This is a genomic window from Microbacterium sp. RD1 (assembly GCF_052220165.1).
Lineage (GTDB): Bacteria > Actinomycetota > Actinomycetes > Actinomycetales > Microbacteriaceae > Microbacterium.
The window spans coordinates 702,471-721,905 of the sequence record NZ_JBQPOL010000002.1 but is presented as its reverse complement, the minus strand read 5'-3'; the positions used below and the strand labels follow the sequence as shown (position 1 = coordinate 721,905).

17 protein-coding genes are annotated in these 19,435 nt (G+C 70.2%); 6 read left to right on the top strand and 11 right to left on the bottom strand.

Translation table 11 applies throughout. The features are described 5' to 3' along the window. Nucleotides 1-14 precede the first annotated feature (14 nt). From ACTU3I_RS12295 to ACTU3I_RS12285, 3 genes are read right to left on the bottom strand one after another with little or no spacing between them, the layout of a single operon-like run. Nucleotides 15-812 (bottom strand): transglutaminase-like domain-containing protein, encoded by a 798-nt coding sequence (locus ACTU3I_RS12295; protein ID WP_442925979.1) that lies wholly within the window; start codon nucleotides 810-812, stop codon nucleotides 15-17. Between the two features lie 28 nt (nucleotides 813-840). Further along, on the bottom strand, nucleotides 841-1,239 hold the full coding sequence (locus tag ACTU3I_RS12290; RefSeq protein ID WP_442925978.1) for an HtaA domain-containing protein: 399 nt from the start codon (nucleotides 1,237-1,239) through the stop codon (nucleotides 841-843). Then, the gene (locus ACTU3I_RS12285; RefSeq protein ID WP_442925977.1) at nucleotides 1,236-2,153 is read right to left on the bottom strand and encodes a LysR family transcriptional regulator; all 918 of its coding nucleotides are present in this window, start codon (nucleotides 2,151-2,153) and stop codon (nucleotides 1,236-1,238) included. Before ACTU3I_RS12285 ends, ACTU3I_RS12290 begins: the two co-directional genes overlap by 4 nt. A 110-nt stretch (nucleotides 2,154-2,263) precedes the next feature. Between ACTU3I_RS12285 and ACTU3I_RS12280 the strand changes: the two genes are divergently transcribed. Beyond that, complete coding sequence (locus ACTU3I_RS12280) at nucleotides 2,264-5,239, top strand: cytochrome P450 (protein WP_442925976.1); 2,976 nt, start codon at nucleotides 2,264-2,266, stop codon at nucleotides 5,237-5,239. 99 nt (nucleotides 5,240-5,338) lie between these two features. On the opposite strand, the gene ACTU3I_RS12275 is transcribed toward ACTU3I_RS12280, so the two are convergent. From ACTU3I_RS12275 to ACTU3I_RS12250, 6 genes are read right to left on the bottom strand one after another with little or no spacing between them, the layout of a single operon-like run. Further along, the gene (locus ACTU3I_RS12275; RefSeq protein WP_442925975.1) at nucleotides 5,339-6,142 is read right to left on the bottom strand and encodes an HpcH/HpaI aldolase family protein; all 804 of its coding nucleotides are present in this window, start codon (nucleotides 6,140-6,142) and stop codon (nucleotides 5,339-5,341) included. Continuing rightward, nucleotides 6,127-6,912, bottom strand: coding sequence for a fumarylacetoacetate hydrolase family protein (locus ACTU3I_RS12270; protein ID WP_442925974.1), 786 nt, complete (start codon nucleotides 6,910-6,912; stop codon nucleotides 6,127-6,129). Before ACTU3I_RS12270 ends, ACTU3I_RS12275 begins: the two co-directional genes overlap by 16 nt. Then, entirely contained in the window at nucleotides 6,912-8,072 is a 1,161-nt protein-coding gene (gene hpaD, locus ACTU3I_RS12265) for a 3,4-dihydroxyphenylacetate 2,3-dioxygenase (RefSeq protein WP_442925973.1), read from the bottom strand. Before hpaD ends, ACTU3I_RS12270 begins: the two co-directional genes overlap by 1 nt. 30 nt (nucleotides 8,073-8,102) lie before the next feature. After that, complete coding sequence (hpaE, locus tag ACTU3I_RS12260) at nucleotides 8,103-9,614, bottom strand: 5-carboxymethyl-2-hydroxymuconate semialdehyde dehydrogenase (protein ID WP_442925972.1); 1,512 nt, start codon at nucleotides 9,612-9,614, stop codon at nucleotides 8,103-8,105. 15 nt (nucleotides 9,615-9,629) lie between these two features. Further along, nucleotides 9,630-10,319, bottom strand: a complete 690-nt coding sequence (locus ACTU3I_RS12255; RefSeq protein WP_442925971.1) for a GntR family transcriptional regulator — start codon at nucleotides 10,317-10,319, stop codon at nucleotides 9,630-9,632. Beyond that, nucleotides 10,316-11,791: a fumarylacetoacetate hydrolase family protein gene (locus ACTU3I_RS12250; RefSeq protein ID WP_442925970.1), complete on the bottom strand. Its 1,476-nt coding sequence runs from the start codon at nucleotides 11,789-11,791 to the stop codon at nucleotides 10,316-10,318. The genes ACTU3I_RS12255 and ACTU3I_RS12250 overlap by 4 nt, the downstream gene beginning before the upstream one ends. Before the next feature lie 102 nt (nucleotides 11,792-11,893). On the opposite strand from ACTU3I_RS12250, the gene ACTU3I_RS12245 reads away from it, so the two are divergent. Beyond that, on the top strand, nucleotides 11,894-13,270 hold the full coding sequence (locus ACTU3I_RS12245; RefSeq protein ID WP_442925969.1) for an MFS transporter: 1,377 nt from the start codon (nucleotides 11,894-11,896) through the stop codon (nucleotides 13,268-13,270). Between the two features lie 62 nt (nucleotides 13,271-13,332). Here ACTU3I_RS12245 and ACTU3I_RS12240 read toward each other — a convergent pair whose 3' ends face one another. Continuing rightward, a complete protein-coding gene (locus tag ACTU3I_RS12240; RefSeq protein WP_442925968.1) occupies nucleotides 13,333-14,763 on the bottom strand; it encodes an aldehyde dehydrogenase family protein in 1,431 nt (476 codons plus the stop codon). Between the two features lie 111 nt (nucleotides 14,764-14,874). After that, nucleotides 14,875-15,849, bottom strand: a complete 975-nt coding sequence (locus tag ACTU3I_RS12235; RefSeq protein ID WP_442925967.1) for a helix-turn-helix domain-containing protein — start codon at nucleotides 15,847-15,849, stop codon at nucleotides 14,875-14,877. Between the two features lie 195 nt (nucleotides 15,850-16,044). Between ACTU3I_RS12235 and ACTU3I_RS12230 the strand changes: the two genes are divergently transcribed. Genes ACTU3I_RS12230 through ACTU3I_RS12215 form a run of 4 tightly spaced genes read left to right on the top strand, consistent with a single transcriptional unit; the run spans nucleotide 16,045 to nucleotide 19,420 of the window. After that, nucleotides 16,045-16,482, top strand: coding sequence for a carboxymuconolactone decarboxylase family protein (locus ACTU3I_RS12230; RefSeq protein WP_442925966.1), 438 nt, complete (start codon nucleotides 16,045-16,047; stop codon nucleotides 16,480-16,482). Beyond that, on the top strand, nucleotides 16,479-17,387 hold the full coding sequence (locus tag ACTU3I_RS12225; RefSeq protein WP_442925965.1) for an NAD(P)-dependent oxidoreductase: 909 nt from the start codon (nucleotides 16,479-16,481) through the stop codon (nucleotides 17,385-17,387). The genes ACTU3I_RS12230 and ACTU3I_RS12225 overlap by 4 nt, the downstream gene beginning before the upstream one ends. Next, complete coding sequence (locus tag ACTU3I_RS12220; RefSeq protein WP_442925964.1) at nucleotides 17,384-17,935, top strand: TRAP transporter small permease; 552 nt, start codon at nucleotides 17,384-17,386, stop codon at nucleotides 17,933-17,935. Before ACTU3I_RS12225 ends, ACTU3I_RS12220 begins: the two co-directional genes overlap by 4 nt. A gap of 27 nt (nucleotides 17,936-17,962) precedes the next feature. Beyond that, a complete protein-coding gene (locus tag ACTU3I_RS12215; RefSeq protein ID WP_442925963.1) occupies nucleotides 17,963-19,420 on the top strand; it encodes a TRAP transporter large permease in 1,458 nt (485 codons plus the stop codon). Nucleotides 19,421-19,435 lie beyond the last annotated feature (15 nt).

Here is a 19,435-nt window from a genome sequence, read left to right as displayed (position 1 = left end):
ACCGCCGGCGCGGGTCACTCCAGCGACACGAGCTCGGTCACGTCGTCCGAGGGGAGAGAGTCGACCACGGCGGTCACCTCGAGGGCGGCGAGCGTCGCGCGGCCGGCGACGATCGTGAGGAACGCCGTGTCGGCCGCGTCGCGCCCGGTGGCGATCCGCACGAGCGATGACCGCGGCGCCAGAGTCGTGGCGTCCACCACCCGCCACGCGCCGTCGACCCAGGCCTCGGCGACCGCGTGGAAGTCCATGGGGTTCAGACCAGGGGCGTACACCGATACCAGTCGCGCGGGCACGTCCCGCGCGCGCAGCAGCGCGACGCACAGGTGCGCGTAGTCGCGGCAGACCCCGCGTCGGTTCAGCAGCGTCCGCACCGCGCCATCGGTGGGCAGGCTCGACCCCGAGACGTAGGCCAGCTCGGTGCCCACCCACGAAGACACCGCCGCGAGGAGCTGGGCGGTGTCATCGATTCCGCCGAACTCCGCCAGCCCCGTCGGGGCGAGCGCATCCGACTCCGCGTAGCGGCTCGGGCGGGTGTACGTCAGGAGATCCGTCGCCGTCGTGGTGAGCGTGTCGGCCGGCTCGGCGACCGCGGCCTCGTACCGCACCTCGAGACGCCCCGTCCCGCACCGGATGCGGTGGAGGCGGGTGCCGTGCGCGTCGGGAATCTCCGCGATCTCGACCTCTCGACCCTCGAGGGTCGCCGTCAGCCGCTCGCTCTCGGGGTGATACGCCGCAGCGACCGCGACGGCGAAGACCAGGTCGGCGTCCGCCGTCACATCCAGGCCGATCGAGCTCGTGACGTCGCGTCTCATGACCACAGCGTCGCACACCGCGACGTCCTCATCCGCGCACGCTCAGATCGTCCAGTGCCGTGCCGGCCCCGTAGGGCCCGAAGAAGAGATCCGCGCCGTCGGCGGTGAGGGTGACGCCGGTGCCGTCGACGCCGTCGAACGTCGCGACCAGGGCGAAGGGGAGGCGCACGCCGGGGTCATCGGGATCGGCGATCTCGAGCACCCAGCGTCCGTCGGCTTCCACCAGCCGCGGATCGGCGAGAGTCACCCGCATCATGCCGCCATGACCGGTCAGCGTGACCGACCCGGCGAACTCGAGGCCGTCGCCGGGGAAGACGAACCCGGCGGGCGACGCCGTCGCGCCGCCGTCGGTGGCGACCACCCCGTCCTCCATCGAGCGCACGTACGCCAGCAGCGACTGCTTGACGCCCCACACCAGCGCGCTCACGGCTGGCCCGGCCAGCGGATCGAGCGGGCGAAGGCGATGAGCGCCTGCAGACGCGGCGGAGGCGGGAGCGTCGCCGACCAGATGACGTCGATGCCCACGGGTGGCACGGCGGGGGAGATCTCCTTCATGGCGACAGGGTAGCCCTCGTAGCTGGCGGGGTTCGCCGGACGCTGCACGAGGATGCCGTATCCGAGACCTCGCCCGACGAGGGTGCGGACCGCTTCGTAGCTGGTGGTGCGATGGCGGATGCGGGGGATGAGACCCCGCGCGTCGAACAGCGACAGCGTGTGGGCGCTGGAGGGGGGAGCGTCCAAGAGGATGAGGTCGCGATCCACCACCTCCTCGAGCGTCACGCTCGAGCGCTCGGCCAGGGGATCGTCGGCGGCCAGCAGGACGTGCGCGGGGAGGGCGAACAGCTGTTCGCGCCGGGGGTGTCCGGGGATGAGCGTGTCGTAGACGAAGGCGACGTCGATCTCGCCCGATTCGATTCGGCCTTCCAGCTGGTCGGAGGTCGCCTCGACGATGTTCAGCTCCACGCGCGGATGCGCCTCGCCGAAGTCGTGGAGCAGCGGCGGCAGCACCGTGGGTGCGAGCGTCGGGTAACACCCGATCGTGATCGGCCCGACGAGCTCGCCCGGCTCTCCGCGCAGCTGGGTCGCCAGCTCGCCCGAGGCCAGGAGCAGCGGACGTGCGCGCTCCACCACGGCGGTTCCGGCGCTGGTCAAGGTCACGCCGTGGGCGCGGCGGCGCACCGTGAGCGCCATGCCGAACGCGCGGTCGAGCTCGGCGAGGGCGTCGGAGAGCGCGGACGCAGAGATGTGCACGCGCTGAGCGGCCTCGGCGATGGTGCCGGCGTCGGCGACGGTCACCAGGTAGACCAGCTGCCGCAGTGTGAAGGGCGGAACGGCGATCATGACCCTATCCTCTCCTGGATCGGAGATATTCGACTGATTAATCCGCTTTTCTCGCGGTATCGTCCCGCGCACACTGGAAGGAGTCCGACTCCGACACGAGGAAGTGCAGCATGAGCCGACCCGCACCGGTGGCCGACTGGGTCACGATCCCCGACCTGTATCGCGATCCCTTCCCGATCTACGAGCGCCTGCGCGCCGAGGGCGGAGTGCACTGGGTCCCGAGCGTCGGGCGGTACCTTCTCACCAGCTACGACGCGGTGCACACCACCGAGTTCGACCAGGACACCTTCTCGGCCAACGAGGAGGGGTCGCTGCAGATCCGCGCGATGGGACATTCGATGCTCCGCCGGGACGACCCGGAGCACTACCCCGAGCGCAAGGCGTGGCAGCCCGTGCTGCGCCCGGGCGTCGTCAAGCGCACCTGGACCGGCGTGTTCGAGCGCAACGCGCACCGCTACCTCGACGAGATGATGGCGAAGGGGCCGGGCGCCGACATCATCTGGGACTTCGCCGCACCCTACGCCGCCGAGAACCTCCGCGAGATCCTCGGGTTCCACAACGTGCACCAGGAGGATCTGCAGCGGTGGTCGCAGACACTCATCGACGCGACCGGGAACTATGCCGACGACCCGGAGGTGTGGGCGAAGGGCCGTCGATCGTTCGACGAGGTCGACGCCGCGCTCGACGAGATGCTGGTGTGGCATCGCGATCACCCCGACGCCTCCCTCATCTCGCAGCTGCTGCGCATACCCGACTACGAGATGCCGCTGGAGAAGATCCGGGCGAACATCAAGATGACCATCGGCGGCGGGCTCAACGAGCCGCGCGACGCTCTCGGGGTGGCGGCCTGGGCGCTCCTGACCCACCCCGAGCAGCGACGCGCGGTCGAGGCCGACCCCTCGATGTGGCCGACGGTGTTCGACGAGGCCATCCGCTGGATCGCGCCGATCGGGCTCTATTCCCGTCAGGTGACCCGCGACACGGTGCTGGAGGGCGTGCAGCTTCCCGCGGGGGCGCGGCTGGGCATCTGCATCCTCTCCGCGAACCGTGACCCGCAGGTGTGGGACGACCCCGAGGCGTTCGACCTACGCCGCGAGGTCAAGCCACACCTGGCGTTCAGCAAGGGCGTGCACGTGTGCCTGGGAGCGTGGGTCGCCAAGGCGGAGGTCGCGACCGTCGGCTTGCCCGCCCTGTTCTCGCGCCTGCGCGGCCTCGATCTGCACCCCGACCGACCCGCCCGCATCGGCGGCTGGGTGTTCCGCGGGATGCTCGACCTCCCGGTGACGTGGGACGGCGCAGCCCCCGCATCCGCGCCTCCGACGGCGCCCGCGCAGGCGGCGGGTCCCGCGCCTCGCGTGGCGATCGTCGGCTCCGGGCCGGCCGGGTGCTTCACGGCCCAGGCCATCCGCCGGACGTTCCCGGCGGCGCAGATCGACGTGTTCGACCGGATGCCCGTGCCGTACGGCCTCGTGCGCTTCGGCGTCGCAGCCGATCACCAGGGCACGAAATCGGTCGCGCGCCAGTTCGACAGGCTGTTCCTCTCCGACGGCGTGCGCTTCCACGGCGGTGTCGACGTCGGCGCGGACGTGTCGCTGGCGGAGATGCGGAGCGCCTTCGACGCCGTCGTGCTCGCGACCGGCCTGTCCGCCGACGCGGCGCTTCCCGTGCCCGGCGCCGACCTGCCGGGGGTCCACGGTGCCGGCGCGATCACGCGGATGCTGAACACCCACCCCGCCGAAGCGCCGGGAACCCCCGAGCTCGGCGCCTCCCCGGTCGTCGTCGGGCACGGGAACGTCGCCCTGGATGTCGTGCGCCTCCTCGCGCGTACGTCCGGCGAGCTCGAGGGGAGCGATGTCGACGACGATCGCCACGCGGCGCTGGCCGCCGGCGTCCGCACGCTCTCCGTCGTCGGGCGCTCGGCGCCCACGGCGGCCAAGTTCGACCCTGTGATGCTGCGCGAGCTCGCAGCGCTCCCCGGCCTCGCGCACGAGGTGCACGGCGTCGACCTCGACGCGCTGCCGCACGGCACCGATGCGCGCGCCGACGCCGTCCGCGCGCTCGTGGCGAGCTCGTCGCCCGACCCCCGCATCCGCATCCACTGGTGGTTCGGGTACACACCGGTGCGGGTCGAAGGAGAAGGCGCCGTGCAGGCGGCGGTGTTCAGCGGCGCGGACGGCGACGTGCGCCTGGAAACCGAGGCCGTGATCACCGCTGTCGGCTTCACCGCCGATGACAGCTGCCTCGTCGAGCCCGCCGCCCATCCGGACGGGCGGGTGGAGCCGGGGTTGTACGTGGCCGGATGGCTCCGGCGGGGGCCGCGCGGCACCATCCCCGATCAGCGCACCGACGCGCGAAGCCTCGCCCGCGCGCTCGCCGACGACGTGGCCGCGGGGTCTGTCGGCTGGTCCGCCCCGGGGATCGCCGCGCTTGCCGGCATCGACGCCGCCGTCGACTTCGAGGGATGGCGCCGGATCGACGTCCGCGAGACGCTGGGCGCCGCTCCCGGCCGCGTGCGCGCGAAGCTGCGCACGCTGCCAGAGCTCCTCGAGGCCGCGACCGACCTCAGCATCCGCCTGCCGGAATCGACCGACGGCGGGCCCGGCGGTGCGGAGCTCCCGATGCCGGTCACTGTGCTGTTCGGCACCGAATCGGGCAACGCCGAGCTGGTCGCCGATGATCTGGCGCGAGCGCTGGGCGAGCGGGGGACGGTGCGCACGGCCGACCTGGGCGACCTCGACCCCGGCGACCTCGATCCGGCGCACCTGCACCTCATCGTGTGCTCCACCTACGGAGACGGCGAGCTGCCCACGCCGGTGCGTCCGCTGCGCGAGCGGCTCCTCGCCGAGCGGCCCGGCCTGTCGGGGATCTCGTATGCCGTCTTCGGCATGGGGGACCGCAGCTACACGCGCACGTACTCGCGGGGGAGTGAGCTGCTGGACGAGGCGCTCGCCGCATGCGGTGCCGCGCGCGTCGGCGCGTACGGGCGGCACGACGCGGGCGGGCCCATCGACGCGATCGAGGTCGCACGGGAGTGGGCGGAGGGCGTGATCGCCGAGGTCGGCGCGCGCGAGCTCGCGTCGCGCTGACGGCCTCGACGGCGACACAACTCCTCAAGATCGCGCGAGCGGGCGCCGCGGGGACTCTGCCGCCCCCGACCTTGAGGAGTTGTGTCGGAGCGGCGCCGGTCAGTAGCCGGCGCGGGCGGTGTCGTCGGCGGACGGGACCCAGCGGGCGGCGAGGGCCTCGGAGCCCCGAGCCAGGAGCGACACGTCGGCGGCGACGAGCACGAAGGTCGCGCCGGCGTCGATGTAGCCCTGCGCGGCGGGCGGGTCGAAGGCGTTGACGCCTACCGGAGTGCCGGTGGCGCGCACCGCGTCGAAGACGCGCTGCACCGCGGCGACGACATCCGGGTGCGTCTGCTGGCCGAGAAGACCCATGGATGCGGCGAGGTCGCTCGGGCCGACGAACACCCCGTCGACGCCGTCGACCGCAGCGATCTCGCCCGCGGCGTCGACGGCCTCGATCGACTCCACCTGAACGAACAGCGACACGAGATCGTCGCCGCGCGCGAGGTAGTCGTCCACCCGATTCCACCGCGCCGAGCGCGCGAGGGCCGAGCCCACCCCCCGCACGCCGCGCGGGGGGTAGCGCACCGCGCGCACGAGCTCGCGCGCCTGCGCGGCAGAGGAGACCATGGGCACGAGGATGCTCTGCGCACCGAGGTCGAGCACCTGCTTGATCGCGACGGTGTCGCCGACGGGCACCCGCACGACGGGGGTGGTGGGATACGCCGCCACCGCCTGCAGCTGGGCGAGCACGCCCTCGAGCCCGTTGGCGGAGTGCTCCATGTCGATGAGCGTCCAATCCAGGCCCGCGCCGGCGCAGATCTCGGCCACGAGGGCGCTGCCCGAGCACACCCAGATGCCGGCGAGCGCCCGGTCGGTTCCGGCAAGGCGGTCGCGGAGGGTCGGGGCTAGATGAAGCGGCACGTGATCTCTCCCATCGGTCCGTAGTCGCAGCGTACGACGTCGCCGCGCTCGACCCACATCGGGCGGGTGAACGACCCGGCGAGGATGATCTCGCCTGCTTCCAACCGTGCACCGTGGGCGGCGAACTTGTTCGCCAGCCACGCGACGCCGGTGGCCGGATGATCCAGCACCCCCGCCGCGACACCGGTCTCGGTGATCTCGTCGTTGCGGTACAGCAGGCCCGGAACCCACCGCAGGTCGATCTCGTCGGGTCGCTTGCGCACGTCGCCGAGTACCATCGCGCCGTAGGCGGCGTTGTCGCTGATGGTGTCGACGATCGTCCGGCCCTCGAGCTCGATGTGCGAGTTGAGGATCTCCAGCGCCGGCACGGCGTAATCGATCGCCTCCAGGGCGTCCTCGAGTGTGCACTCGGGTCCGTCGAGCGGCGCCTTCAGCACGAAGGCGAGCTCGACCTCGATCCGCACGTTCGAGAAGAGATCGACCGGGATCTGGGCGCCGCTGTTGTACACCGTGTCGTCGAACATGACGCCGTAGTCGGGCTCGGTGATCCCCGTCGCCGCCTGCATCGCCTTCGAGGTCAGCCCGATCTTGCGCCCGACGAGCTTGCGCCCGGCGGCGATGTTGGTGTCGCGCCACACGCCCTGGATGGCGTACGAGTCCTCGACCGTCGCATCCGGGTACCGCGCCGTGATGCGCGGGATCACGCTGTGGGTGCGATCGGCCTCCGCCAGTTCCGCCGCGATCTCCGCGATCTGCTCGGGCGTCAGCATCAGAGCTGGTGCCCGAGCTTGTACTCGCCCTGCTTGTACTCCGGCATCGACTCCTCACCCGCGCGCGTGTACGAGAAGCCGTCGGCGCCGATCGTCACCGCCATCTCCGACGAGTCGGTGCGGGCGACGACATCCTTCGGGTTGCCGTCCAGATCCAGCACGAGCGAAGCCTCGGTGTACCACGAGGGGACCACCGGGTTTCCCCACCAGTCGCGACGCTGATTGTCGTGCACGTCCCACGTGATGACGGGGTTGTCGGGGTCGCCGGTGTAGTAGTCCTGCGTGTAGATCTCCACGCGGTGCCCGTCGGGATCGCGCAGGTACAGGTAGAACGCGTTCGAGACGCCGTGGCGGCCCGGTCCCCGCTCGATCGCGTCGGAGCGGCGCAGGGCACCGAGCTTGTCGCAGATGGCGAGGATGTTGTGCTTCTCGTGCGTGGCGAAGGCGACGTGGTGCATGCGCGGGCCGTCGCCGCCGGTCATAGCCGTGTCGTGCACGGTGGGCTTTCGGCGCATCCACGCGGCATAGACGGTGCCTTCGTCGTCCTGGATGTCCTCGGTCACGCGGAAGCCCAGATCCTGCATAAACTTCACCGCGCGAGGCACGTCGGGGGTCACCTGGTTGAAGTGGTCCAGACGCACGAGCTCACCGGGCGTGTGCAGGTCGTAGCGCCACGCGAGACGCTCGACGTGCTGGGTGTCGTAGAAGAATTCGTAGGGGAACCCGAGCGGATCCTCCACGCGCACCGAGTCGCCGATGCCCTTCGTGAAGCCCTCGGCGCGGCGCTCGACGCGGCATCCGAGCTCGGAGTAGAAAGCGACCGCCTTGTCGAGGTCGTCGCTCGAGCGCACGCGGTAGGAGAACACCGCCACGGCGGCGACGTCGCCCTTGCGCAGCACCAGGTTGTGGTGGATGAACTCCTCGGTGGAGCGGAGGTAGATCGTGTTCTCGTCCTCCTCGGTCACGTACAGCCCGAGCACATCCACGTAGAACGTGCGAGAGGCGGCGAGGTCGGTGACCACGAGCTCCATGTAGGCGCAGCGCAGGATGTCGGGGGCCGGGACGGAGGGCGTCGGGACGGGGTTGCCCGTCTCGATGGGAGCTTCCTGCGAGACGTAGAAGCCGGAGGAAGTCAGGGTCATATCTTCGCGGTGCGTCATGTCAGCGTCCTAGCGTGAGTCTGGATCGGGTCAGTTCTTGCCGAAGGTGGGGTTGTGCACCTTGCCGAGGGTGATGTGCACGGCCTGCTGATCGGTGTAGAAGTCGATCGAGCGATACCCGCCCTCGTGCCCCAGGCCCGAAGCCTTCACGCCGCCGAACGGGGTACGGAGGTCTCGCACGTTGTTGGAGTTGAGCCACACCATCCCGGCCTCGATGGCCTGGGAGAAGTTGTGCGCGCGCTTCAGATCGTTCGTCCACACATATGCGGCGAGGCCGTACTTGGTGTTGTTCGCCAGCGCGAGTGCCTCTTCGTCGGTGTCGAAGGGGGTGATGGCCACGACGGGTCCGAAGATCTCTTCCTGGAAGATGCGCGCGTCGGGGGCGACGTCGGCGAACACCGTCGGGGCGACGTAGTTGCCGGTGTCGAAGCCCTCGGGACGTCCGCCCCCGGCGATGAGGCGACCCTCGGTCTTGCCGATCTCGATGTAGCCCATCACCTTGTCGTAGTGCTCGGGGTGCACGAGTGCGCCGACCTCGGTCTTCGGGTCTTGCGGGTCGCCGACGACGACGCGCTTCGCCTGCGCGGCGTAGCGCTCGACGAAGTCGTCGTACACCTCACGCTGGACGAGGATGCGGCTGCCTGCCGTGCAGCGCTCACCGTTGAGGGAGAAGACGCCGAAGATCGTCGCATCGATCGCCGCGTCGAGATCGGCGTCGGCGAAGACGACCGCCGGCGACTTGCCGCCGAGCTCCATCGATAGGCCCTTCAGGAACGGAGCGGCGTTGCCGAAGATGATCTGTCCGGTGCGGCTTTCGCCCGTGAACGAGATGAGGGGCACGTCCGGATGCTTCACCAGGGCGTCGCCGGCGTCTTCACCGAGACCGTTCACGAGGTTGAACACCCCCTGGGGGAGGCCCGCCTCCTCGAAGATGCCGGCCCACAGCGACGCCGACAGCGGCGTGAACTCCGCCGGCTTCAGCACGACGGTGTTACCGGTGGCCAGCGCCGGGCCGAGCTTCCACGACTCGAGCATGAACGGGGTGTTCCACGGTGTGATGAGCCCGGCGACGCCGATCGGCTTGCGGTTGACGTAGTTGATCTGACGCCCCGGCACTTTGAAGGTGTCGTCGGCCTGCGCGACGATCAGGTCGGCGAAGAAGCGGAAGTTCTCGGCCGCACGCCGGGCTTGCCCGAGGGCCTGGGTGATCGGCAGCCCGGAGTCGAACGACTCCAGCTCCGCGAGGCGCGCATCGCGGGACTCGACGAGATCGGCGATGCGGTGGAGGATGCGCGAGCGCTCGCGCGGCAACATCCGGGGCCACGGACCCTCGGTGAACGCGCGGCGGGCGGAGGCGACGGCGCGGTCGATGTCGGCCTTCTTGCCGGCGGCGGCCTGCAGGTAGGTCTCGTTCGTCACCGGATCGAGCACGTCGAAGGTGTCGCCGTCGGCGGAGTCGACGAACTCGCCGTCGATGTAGTGCTGGATCCGCGTGGGGAGATCGGCGGGGATGTGCCGCGGCGTCGTGGAAACGTCGGTCATGGTGCGTGCTCCTGTTCAGAACGTCGGGAGGCCCAGGGCCTCGCCGGGGTGCTCGTGGGTCAGATAGGCGTCGAGGGTCGCCGAACGGTGCCGGCGCGAGGCGATCTCGATCTCGGACAGCGGGGCGCTCGTCTCGATGAGGTGCAGGATGTGCTCGTGTTCGCGCACGGATTCGGCGGCGCGGCCGGGGACGAAGCTGAAGGTCGACTCGCGCAGGTGCCCCAGGCGGGCCCATTCCGCGCGGACGAGGTCGAGCATGCGCGGGTTCGCGCAGCGCTCGAACAGCGTCGCGTGGAACTCCTGGTTCAGCGCCGTGAACGCGCGGGGATCGAAGTGGTCGAGGGTCTCGATCATGCGCTTATTGACGTCGCGCGCGCGTCTGACGTCTTCAACGGTGAGGGCGCGTGCCGACAGCGCCGTCGCCGCGCCCTCGAGGATGCTGAGCGCCTGCATGCTGAAGCGGTACTGCGAGTCATCGACCATCGACACCCGCGCACCGACATTGCGCTCGAAGGTCACCAGCCCCTCGGCCTCGAGCTGGCGGATGGCCTCCCGGACGGGTACCACGCTCATGTCGAGCTCCGATGCGAGCGCGCCGAGCACCAGGCGGTACCCGGGGGAGAACTGCTGCCCGGCGATCCGCTCCTTGATCCACGCGTAGGCCAGTTGCGACTTGCTCCGCGTCGCCGGCTCCGAGAGGGTCATCGCCCGGTCCGCTCGGCCTCGTAGCGGGAACGCCACTCGGCGTTCATCGGGAACAGTCCGTCGACCGGATGCCCCGCCTTGACCTGCGCGGCGACCCACGCGTCCTCGTCCTCCTGAGCGAGGGCCGCGTCCACGACCTCCTCCACGAGACCCGGCGGGATGACGATCACGCCGTCGGAGTCGCCGACGAGGATGTCTCCCGGCTCGACGGTGGTTCCTCCGCATCCGACTGCCACGTCGTGCTCCCACGGCACGTGCTTGCGCCCGAGCACCGCGGGATGGGCCCCGGCCGAGAACACCGGGATCCCGATCTCGGCGACCGCGTCGTAGTCGCGGACGCCGCCGTCGGTGATGATCCCGGCCGCTCCCCGTGCCTGCGCACGCAGGGCCAGGACGTCGCCGAGGGTGCCGGAGCCGGTTTCGCCGCGGGCCTCGATGACGATGATCTCGCCCTCTTCCACGGCATCGAACGCGCGCTTCTGCGCGTTGTAGCCGCCGCCGCGCGACGCGAAGAGGTCTTCGCGATTCGGGAGGAACCGCAGCGTCCGTGCGGTTCCGACGATCTTGGTCCCCGGATGCATCGGGCGTACGCCGTCGATGGTGACGTTGTCGAGTCCTCGCTTGCGCAACTGCCCCGAGAGCCCCGCGACGGGCGTGCGCTCGAGCTTCTCGCGCAGCGCGGAGGTGAGGCCTCCGTGCGTCTCGGCGGGGAGGCCCGCGGCCTCGCGCGAGCCCCACGCCTCGGCGCGCTGATGGTCGTCGACGGCGGGGAGCGAGCCGATCGATCCGTCGAAGGCGTGCGCGCCCTGGACGACGGTCGTCACGAGCCGTCCCGTCGAGGCGGCACCGGCGTCGACCTGTACCTCGACGCGGTCGCCCGGGACGACGACGCTGGAACCGGCCGGGGTGCCGGTGAGGATGACGTCTCCGGTCTCCAGGGTGAAGTGCTGGGAGAGGTCGGCGACGATCTGGGCGAGGGGGAAGATCAGGCCGGCCGTGGTGTCGTCCTGCACGATCTCGCCGTTGACCCACGTGCGAAGCCGCAGCGACGCGGGGTCGATCGCCCGCGCGTCCAGCAGGGCCGGCCCGATCGGCGTGTACCCGTCGCCGCCCTTGGAGCGGACGTTGCTGCCCTTGTCGTTCGCGCGCAGGTCGTAGAGGCCGAAGTCGTTGGCCGCGGTCACAGCACTCACGTGGGCCCACGCGTCGTCGACGCCGACGCGGCGTGCGGGGGCGCCGATGACCAGGGCGATCTCGCCCTCGAACGCGAGCAGCTCGGTGCCGTGCGGGCGCTCGATCTCGGCACCGCTGGGCGCGAGCGAGCTCGACGGTTTGAAGAAGTAGGACGGGTGCGCCGGTCGGCGGCCGCGCTGGTCGGCGCGCGAGGCGTAGCTGAGGTGGACGGCGACGATCTTCCCGGGCCTCGTCGGAAGGACGGATGCGGGAGAGGTGGTCGGTTCTGCGTTGCTCATGAGCCCCCTTGCTCTTCTCGTCGTATTTGAAATCGTATATCATCGGACCGAACGACGGCAACGGACCGCCGACATCCCCCCGTTCGACAAAGGAGTCCGCGCATGAGCGCATCCCCCTTCACCAAGACCGTCGCCACCGGCTCGGACATGAAGAAGGTCGCGGTCGCGACCATCATCGGCACCACGATCGAGTGGTACGACTTCTTCCTCTACGCCAACGCCGCAGGCCTCGTCTTCGCGACGCTGTTCTTCCAGCCGGCCGGCCCGCAGGCCGCCGTGCTGCTGTCCTTCGCCACGGTGGGGGTCAGCTTCCTGTTCCGCCCTCTCGGCGCCTTCCTGGCAGGGCACTTCGGCGACCGCGTCGGCCGCAAGGCGATGCTCGTGTGGACGCTCGTCCTCATGGGCGGCGCGACGACGCTCATCGGCGTCCTGCCCACCTACGCTCAGGTCGGCATCCTGGCGCCGATCCTCCTCGTGGCGCTGCGCATCCTGCAGGGGCTGTCGACCGGCGGCGAGTGGGGCGGTGCCGTGCTCATGGCCGTCGAGCATGCTCCCGAGGGACGGCGCGGCCGGATGGGCGCGTTCCCCCAGATGGGTGTGCCGCTGGGCATGCTGCTGGCATCCGGTGTCCTCGCGCTCATGACCGGTGTCATCTCGCCCGGTGACGCGTTCCTGGAGTGGGGCTGGCGCATCCCCTTCCTGCTGAGCTTCGTCCTCATCGTCGTCGGCTTCATCGTGCGGCGCACCGTCGACGAGAGCCCGGTCTTCACCGAGATGGCCGTCAAGCGCGAGCGCACGCGGATGCCGATCGTCCAGCTGTTCCGCAAGCACTGGCTGCTGGTGATCCTGGCCGCTCTCACCTTCGCGGGCAACAACGCGGCGGGATACATGACCACCGGCGGCTTCTTGCAGAACTACGCCACGACGCCCGTCGATGAGGGCGGTTTCGTGGGAATGGACCGCACCCCCGTGCTGCTGGCGGTGTCGGCCTCGGCGCTGGTGTGGCTGCTGTTCACCTGGATCGGCGGCGCTCTCTCCGACCGCATCGGACGACGCAACACCTACATTCTCGGCTGGATCGTCTTCCTGATCACCGTGTGGCTGCTCTTCCCGTTCGTCAACACCGGCAACGCGTGGCTGTTCTTCGTCGGCATCGCCCTGTTCACGATCGGCAACGGCCTCACGTACGGGCCGCAGGCGGCCTACTTCACGGAGCTGTTCCCCGCCGCCATCCGGTACTCCGGCGTGTCCATCGCGTACGCCATCGGCGCCATCCTCGGTGGCGCGTTCGCACCGCTCATCTCGACGTGGCTCGTGCAGGAGACCGGCACGTCGTGGGCGGTGGCGTGGTACATCGCCGGCGTCATGGTGGTCGCCTTCGTCGCCACGCTGGTGCTGCGCGACCGCACCAACGTCCCGCTCGGCATGAGCGCCGATCGCGAGGACGACAGCCCCATCTACGGCACCTCTCGGGGCTGATCGCGGCCGGCACGGGGACTCCGGGGCACGCGCCGCGGAGTCCCCGCCGGTACGCGGGCGGTTCAGCGTGTGATGACCTTCGGTGCCGAGACGGCCTTCAGTCCCTCGCGGCCGAACTCCATGCCGTACCCCGAGCCCTTCACGCCGCCGAAGGGCACCTGCGGGTTGAGGGTGCCGTGCTGGTTGATCCAGACCGTGCCCGCCTCCAGACGGGCGGCCACGGCGAGGGCCTCGTCGACATCAGCCGACCACACCGATGCGCCGAGGCCCTGCGCCGACGCATTGGCGCGCGCGACGGCGTCCTCGAGATCGCTGTACCGGATGACGGGTATCACGGGGCCGAACTGCTCCTCGTCGACGAGCCCGACGCCGTCGGTGATATCGGCGACGACGGTGGGGCGGTAGAAGTGGGCGCCGAGCTCAGGTGCCGGCTTGCCGCCGGTGACGACGCGAGCGCCCGCCGCGCGGGCCTCCTCGACCAGCCGCGACACGACGTCGAACTGCTGCCGCGTCGACAGCGGGCCGAGGGCACTGCCCTCGTCGGTTCCCGGACCCATCGGCGTCGTCTCGGCGAGCTCGGCGAGGGCCTGTACGACATCGTCGTACAGGGAGTCATGGACGTAGAGCCGCTTCAGCGCGGCGCACGTCTGTCCGGTGTTGATGAAGATCCCCCAGAAGAGGTTCTGCGCGATGGCCGGGACGTCGGTGCCGGGGAGCACGATCCCCGCGTCGTTCCCGCCGAGTTCCAGGGTGAGCCGGGCGAGGTTGTGTGCCGAGCTCTCCACGATGCGGCGCCCGGTCGCCGTGGACCCGGTGAACATGATCTTGTCCAGGCCCGGATGCGCCGCCAAGGCCTCGCCCACGTCCCGGCCGCCAGACACCACCGTCAGCACCCCTGGGGGCAGGTGACGGTTGAGGAGGGCGGCGACGGCGAGGACGCTCAGGGGCGTGTACTCGCTGGGCTTGGTCACGACGGTGTTGCCCATGCGCAGGGACGGGGCGATCTGCCAGATGGCGATCAGGGCGGGCCAGTTCCAGGGTCCGATCGCTCCGACGACGCCCAGCGGCGCGTAGTGCAGCTCCGAGCGCGTCCCCTCCGCCTCGAACAGGACCTCCGGCTCGAGAACGGTGTCGGCGGCCTGGCGCACCCAGGCCGCGCAGCCGCCGGCCTCGAAGCGCGCGCCCGGGCCGTTGAGGGGCTTGCCCTGCTCCCTGGCGATGATCTGTGCGAGCTCCTCGGCGTGCGCCTCGATCTCATCGGCGGCGCGGTGCAGGATGCGGGACCGTTCCGCGTGCGAGAGCGCGGCCCACGCCGGCTGCGCGGCCCGTGCGGCGTCGATGGCGGCATTCAGGTCGTCGACGGTGTGCACCGGTGCATGCCCGATCGTCTCGCCCGTGGCGGCGTCGGGGATCGCGCGTCCGGATGCGGCGGCGACGGTGATCTCGTCGAGCAGCCCGGCGGTGTGTGGCTCAGCCACCTCTGTGTGGGTCATCTGTTCCTCCCTGAGCAGATCGGTTCCCCCAGTCAAGCCGCGAAGGCGCGCTCGCTCTCGGGCAGCGGCGCACGCTTCATGTCCGCGCGCGAACGGAGCGGGGGTGGCCGATCAGGCCGGGAGGACGTCCGCGTCGACGAAGGCCAGCCGGTGATCGCGCGGACTCCGGCCGTAGGTGGCCTTGAAGAGCTTGCTGAAGTGGCTCGGGTCGACGAACCCCCAGCTCTGCCCGATCTGCACGATCGAGCGCGAAGCGAGGGCGGGGTCTTCCAGGTCGAGCCGGCAGCGCTCGAGTCGTCGCTGGCGGATGTAGCCGGAGACGGTCAGCCCCTCCTCCTGGAAGAGGTACTGCAGCTGACGCGACGAGATGAAGTGGGCGCGGGCCAGGCTGTCTGTGTTGAGGGCTGCGTCCTCCAGGTGCGCGTCGATGTAATGCGCCACGGCGTCGAGCGTCACCCGCCACGGCTCGCGCGTGGCGGAGTCGTGCAGCTCCGCCGACAGCAGCGCGGTGATGAGGTCGAAGGCGCTGCGCATGATGCGCGCCCCCGAGACGCCGTCCAGCAGATGCATCTCCTCCGCCATGTGCTGCATGAACGGACAGATGACGCGGCCGATGCCGGTGTCACCGCGCAGGCGCACCGCCGTGACGGTGTGGACGAGGTTGGCCGACAGGCCCAGCATGCTGTGGGGGAAGATCATCACCAGCGATCGCATCGGGCCGTCGTATTCGAGCGTGTACGGGCGTGCAGTGTCGTAGATGGCGACGTCGCCGGCCGTGAGGTGAGCGCTTCGCCCGTCCTGCATCACGAGGCCGGTGCCCTCGAGCTGCATGCTGAGCTTCAGATGGTGCGGATCATCGTCGCTGATGGCTTCGGGGAGGCGATGCACGCTGTGCGAGGACGCCGCGATGTCGGTCACGCACGTCCCGTCGACCACCCGCGTGCGAAGGCTCCCGCTGAAGCCGTCCGGGTCGATCGTCGACACCGTCAGCGGCACGAAGCGGTTTCCGACGAGCTGGATCCACTCGTCGAAGCTCACGCCGTCGTGATTCTCCATCGCGCGTGCGGTCTGGTCGTTCGCCTCCACCGCCTGCCTCCTCGCAGTGATGCCGGTCTGTTCCGACAGCCTATGCGCGGGCGCGAGAGGCCGCATCCGTGCGTCGGGGGGCGTGCGCGTCTGGCCATGCGGCGTGCGTCGGCGCACAAGACGGGCGGCGCTCGCGTCGCGCACACTGATTCGGCGGGCCTCCCCGGCCCCGTTCCGACCGCAAGGGAGCTCTCCGTGATCCGTGACCATCTGTACGACGTCGGCCTCCGTCAACGGCGGGACATGTTCGGTCCCGAGGGTGCGGAGGGCCAGGTCGAGCACACCACCGACCTGAATGACAAGATCCAGGACTACGTCACGCGGTACTGCTTCGGCGACATCTGGCAGCGGGACGGCCTCTCGCTCACGGATCGCAGCAAGGTGACCCTCGCGATGCTCATCGCACAGGGCAAGTCCCACGAGCTGCGCATCCACGTGCGCGGCGCGCTGGCCAACGGCGTGTCGGTGCTCGAGCTGCGAGAGGTGATCGTGCACTCGACCCTGTACTGCGGCATCCCCGCAGCCGTCGAGGGCCTCCGGGCGCTCGAGGAGATCCTGATCGAACGAGGACTCCCGTCCACGGTGGACGACGAGTCCGCATCCGCCGTGCCGGCCGGGAAGGAGACGCGATGACCGACGCCACCACAGAGCGCCGCGCCGTCGAGCGGGTGGGATTCATCGGCCTCGGCACCATGGGCGACCCGATGGTGAGCAACATCGCCGCGTCGGAGCGGTTCGCCGACGTGCTCGTCCACGACGTCGACGCGGTGCGCGCCGAGGAGTTGGCCGCTCGCATCGGCGCGAGGTCCGCCGCCTCCGTCGCTGACCTGGCGGCCTGCGACGTCATCGTCCTGATGCTGCCGACGAGCGCCATCGTCCGCTCGGTGCTGGTGGGCGAGGACGGATCGCCGCGCATCCCCCTGGCCCCGGGAGCGGTCGTCGTCGATATGAGCTCGTCCGACCCCACCGAGACCGTCGAGACCGGCCGGATGCTCGCCGCGGCCGGGATCCACCTCGTCGACGCGCCGGTCTCGGGTGCACGTGAGCGGGCCGTCACCGGGACCCTGGCCATCATGCTCGGCGCAGACGACGAGGATGCCGCCACCCGGGCGGTCCCCGTGATCGAGACCATGAGCTCGACGATCTTCCGCACCGGCGGCCTCGGCACCGGTCATGCGATGAAAGCGCTCAACAACTTCGTCGCCGCAGCCGCCTTCACCGCCGCCAGTGAGGCGCTCGTCGCCGGCGCGCGTTTCGGCCTCGACCCCGCGGTGATGGTCGACATCTTCAACGTCTCGACCGGTCAGAGCTTCGTCACGACGCACGTCCTCCCCACCCACGTGGTGGGCGGCGAGTTCGCATCGGGTTTCGCCCTTCCGCTCATGACGAAGGACGTGCGGATCGCGCAGAAGGTACAGCAGGCGAGCGAGCACGCCGCTCCGGTGTGCGACGCCGTGACCGCCGCCCTCGGCGACGCGCTGGATGCGCTCGGGAACGTCGACCACACCCGCGCGTTCGAGTTCTGGAGCGCACGATGACCACGGCGGCACCCGGGCATCCGCGGGCCTCGGTCTTCGAGACCTACCTGCGACGCCAGAGCGCCGTGCTTGGGGTCATCGCCGCCGCAGCGCTCCTGGTGCTCATGCTCGCCACGGTGATCGACGTCCTCGTGCGATGGATTGCCCGTGCCAGCGTCCCCGGCATGCTCGAGGTCGCCGAGTCGGCGCTCGTGGTGTCCGTGTTCCTCGGCCTCGCGTGGACGTCGATGCAGGGTGGCCACGTCGCGGTGTCGGTCGTCACCGATCGGCTGAAGCCGCCGCTGGCGCGGGCGGTGTCCGTCGTCATCTGGCTGCTCAACGCCGCGCTGCTGGGCTGGATGACCTACGCCTCCGTCGCCCGGGCACTGCAGGCCACCTCGCTCCACGAGACGAGGTTCGGCCTCGTGCAGTGGCCGGTCTGGCCGCTGCGATGGGTCATCGCCCTCGGCCTGGCGCTGTGGCTCGTGGTCGCCCTGGCCAACGTCCTCCGCACCCTGCGGGGTGCCCCGGCGTACGGCGATGACGCCGACGCCCCCGCCGACGTGTGACGTCGGCAGAGAGAAGGAAGTGATTTCATGCTGGTGACGATGATCGTCCTCGCCATGGTCGTGCTGCTCATCGTGCTGCTGATGGCGCGGATGCCGGTGGCCCTCTCACTGGCCCTGTCGGGAGCGCTGGGGCTCAGCATCCTGCAGGGGACCGCTTACGCCACGAATGTACTGGGCTCTGTGCCCTTCACCGCGACCGCGAGCTTTTCGCTGACCATCATCCCGATGTTCATCCTCATGGGCATGCTGGCCATGCGCGCTCGGATCGCCGAGCATGTGTTCGCCATCGCCAACTTCTTCGTCAGCCGATTCCCCGGTGGTCTGGGAGTCGCGACCGTCATGGCGTGCGCGGGATTCTCCGCGGTGTCCGGGTCGAGCATCGGCACCGCCGCGACCATGTCCAAGCTGTCGGTCGGGCAGATGCGCGCCTACGGGTATCCCGCCGCCCTGGCCACCGGCATCGTCGCCATCGCCGGGACGCTCGGCGTCATCATCCCGCCGAGCACGTTCCTGGTGCTGTACGCCATCATGACCGGTGAGTCGGTCGCCCAGATGCTCGCGGCGGGCATCATCCCGGGGCTGCTGTCGGCCGCCGGCTACATCGTCTACATCCTCGTCCTCGGTCACCGCCAGATCGTGCGCGACAACACGCAGCTGGCTGACGTCGTGGTCGAAGCGCGCACGCGTGCCGCCGTGGCCGCCCGCGGCGGTGCGGACGACGCGCCGGTCGCATCGGCCTCCGTCGACGCGGCTCTGCACACCGTCCCCGACACCGCGACGGTGCGCCAGACGTACGGTCTCACCCTCCGTACGCTGCCGTGGCGGGGGCTCGTACGCCTCGGCCTCATCTTCGTGATCATCCTCGGCGGGATGTTCTCCGGAGTCTTCACCTCCACGGAGTCCGCGGCGATCGCGGCCTTCGCCGCCCTCCTCATCCTGCTGTGGGAGTTCCGTCGCTCGGGGATCACCGCGATGTGGTCGAACGTGAAGGGCGCGCTCCTGGACACCGCCCAGACGACGTCGATGGTGTTCATGATCCTCGTCGGATCGAGCATCTTCTCGACCTTCCTCATCGCCGCTCACGTCCCCGACACGATCACCGCGTGGATCGCGGCGCTCGACGTCCCGCCGCTGCTGACGATCGGCCTCCTGCTCCTGCTCCTGCTGCCGCTGGGGACGGCGCTGGATGAGATCTCCGTGCTCATCATCACGGTGCCGATCATCTACCCGATCGCCATGGAGCTCGGCTTCAGCGGCGTGTGGCTCGGACTGATGATCGTGAAGCTCACGGCTCTCGGGATGGTGACCCCGCCGGTGGGGATGACGTGCTTCGTCGTCTCGGGGACGACGGGGGTGCCGACCGAGACGGTCTTCCGCGGCGTCCTGCCGCTCATGCTCATGGACCTCGTCGTGTGCGCCGTGCTCTTCTTCGTGCCCGCGATCACGCTCTGGCTCCCCTCCCTCACGGCGCAGGGAGCCGGCTGAACGACCGTGCGCCGC

Excerpts from the sequence above, each read along its gene's own strand:
- hpaD (WP_442925973.1), bottom strand. The coding sequence starts at position 8,072 with ATGACGCACCGCGAAGATATGACCCTGACTTCCTCCGGCTTCTACGTC.
- ACTU3I_RS12280 (WP_442925976.1), top strand. The coding sequence starts at position 2,264 with ATGAGCCGACCCGCACCGGTGGCCGACTGGGTCACGATCCCCGACCTG.
- ACTU3I_RS12255 (WP_442925971.1), bottom strand. The coding sequence starts at position 10,319 with ATGACCCTCTCGGAGCCGGCGACGCGGAGCAAGTCGCAACTGGCCTAC.
- ACTU3I_RS12225 (WP_442925965.1), top strand. The coding sequence starts at position 16,479 with ATGACCGACGCCACCACAGAGCGCCGCGCCGTCGAGCGGGTGGGATTC.
- ACTU3I_RS12250 (WP_442925970.1), bottom strand. The coding sequence starts at position 11,791 with ATGAGCAACGCAGAACCGACCACCTCTCCCGCATCCGTCCTTCCGACG.
- ACTU3I_RS12285 (WP_442925977.1), bottom strand. The coding sequence starts at position 2,153 with ATGATCGCCGTTCCGCCCTTCACACTGCGGCAGCTGGTCTACCTGGTG.
- ACTU3I_RS12295 (WP_442925979.1), bottom strand. The coding sequence starts at position 812 with ATGAGACGCGACGTCACGAGCTCGATCGGCCTGGATGTGACGGCGGAC.
- ACTU3I_RS12215 (WP_442925963.1), top strand. The coding sequence starts at position 17,963 with ATGCTGGTGACGATGATCGTCCTCGCCATGGTCGTGCTGCTCATCGTG.
- ACTU3I_RS12270 (WP_442925974.1), bottom strand. The coding sequence starts at position 6,912 with ATGCTGACGCCCGAGCAGATCGCGGAGATCGCGGCGGAACTGGCGGAG.
- ACTU3I_RS12220 (WP_442925964.1), top strand. The coding sequence starts at position 17,384 with ATGACCACGGCGGCACCCGGGCATCCGCGGGCCTCGGTCTTCGAGACC.
- hpaE (WP_442925972.1), bottom strand. The coding sequence starts at position 9,614 with ATGACCGACGTTTCCACGACGCCGCGGCACATCCCCGCCGATCTCCCC.
- ACTU3I_RS12245 (WP_442925969.1), top strand. The coding sequence starts at position 11,894 with ATGAGCGCATCCCCCTTCACCAAGACCGTCGCCACCGGCTCGGACATG.
- ACTU3I_RS12240 (WP_442925968.1), bottom strand. The coding sequence starts at position 14,763 with ATGACCCACACAGAGGTGGCTGAGCCACACACCGCCGGGCTGCTCGAC.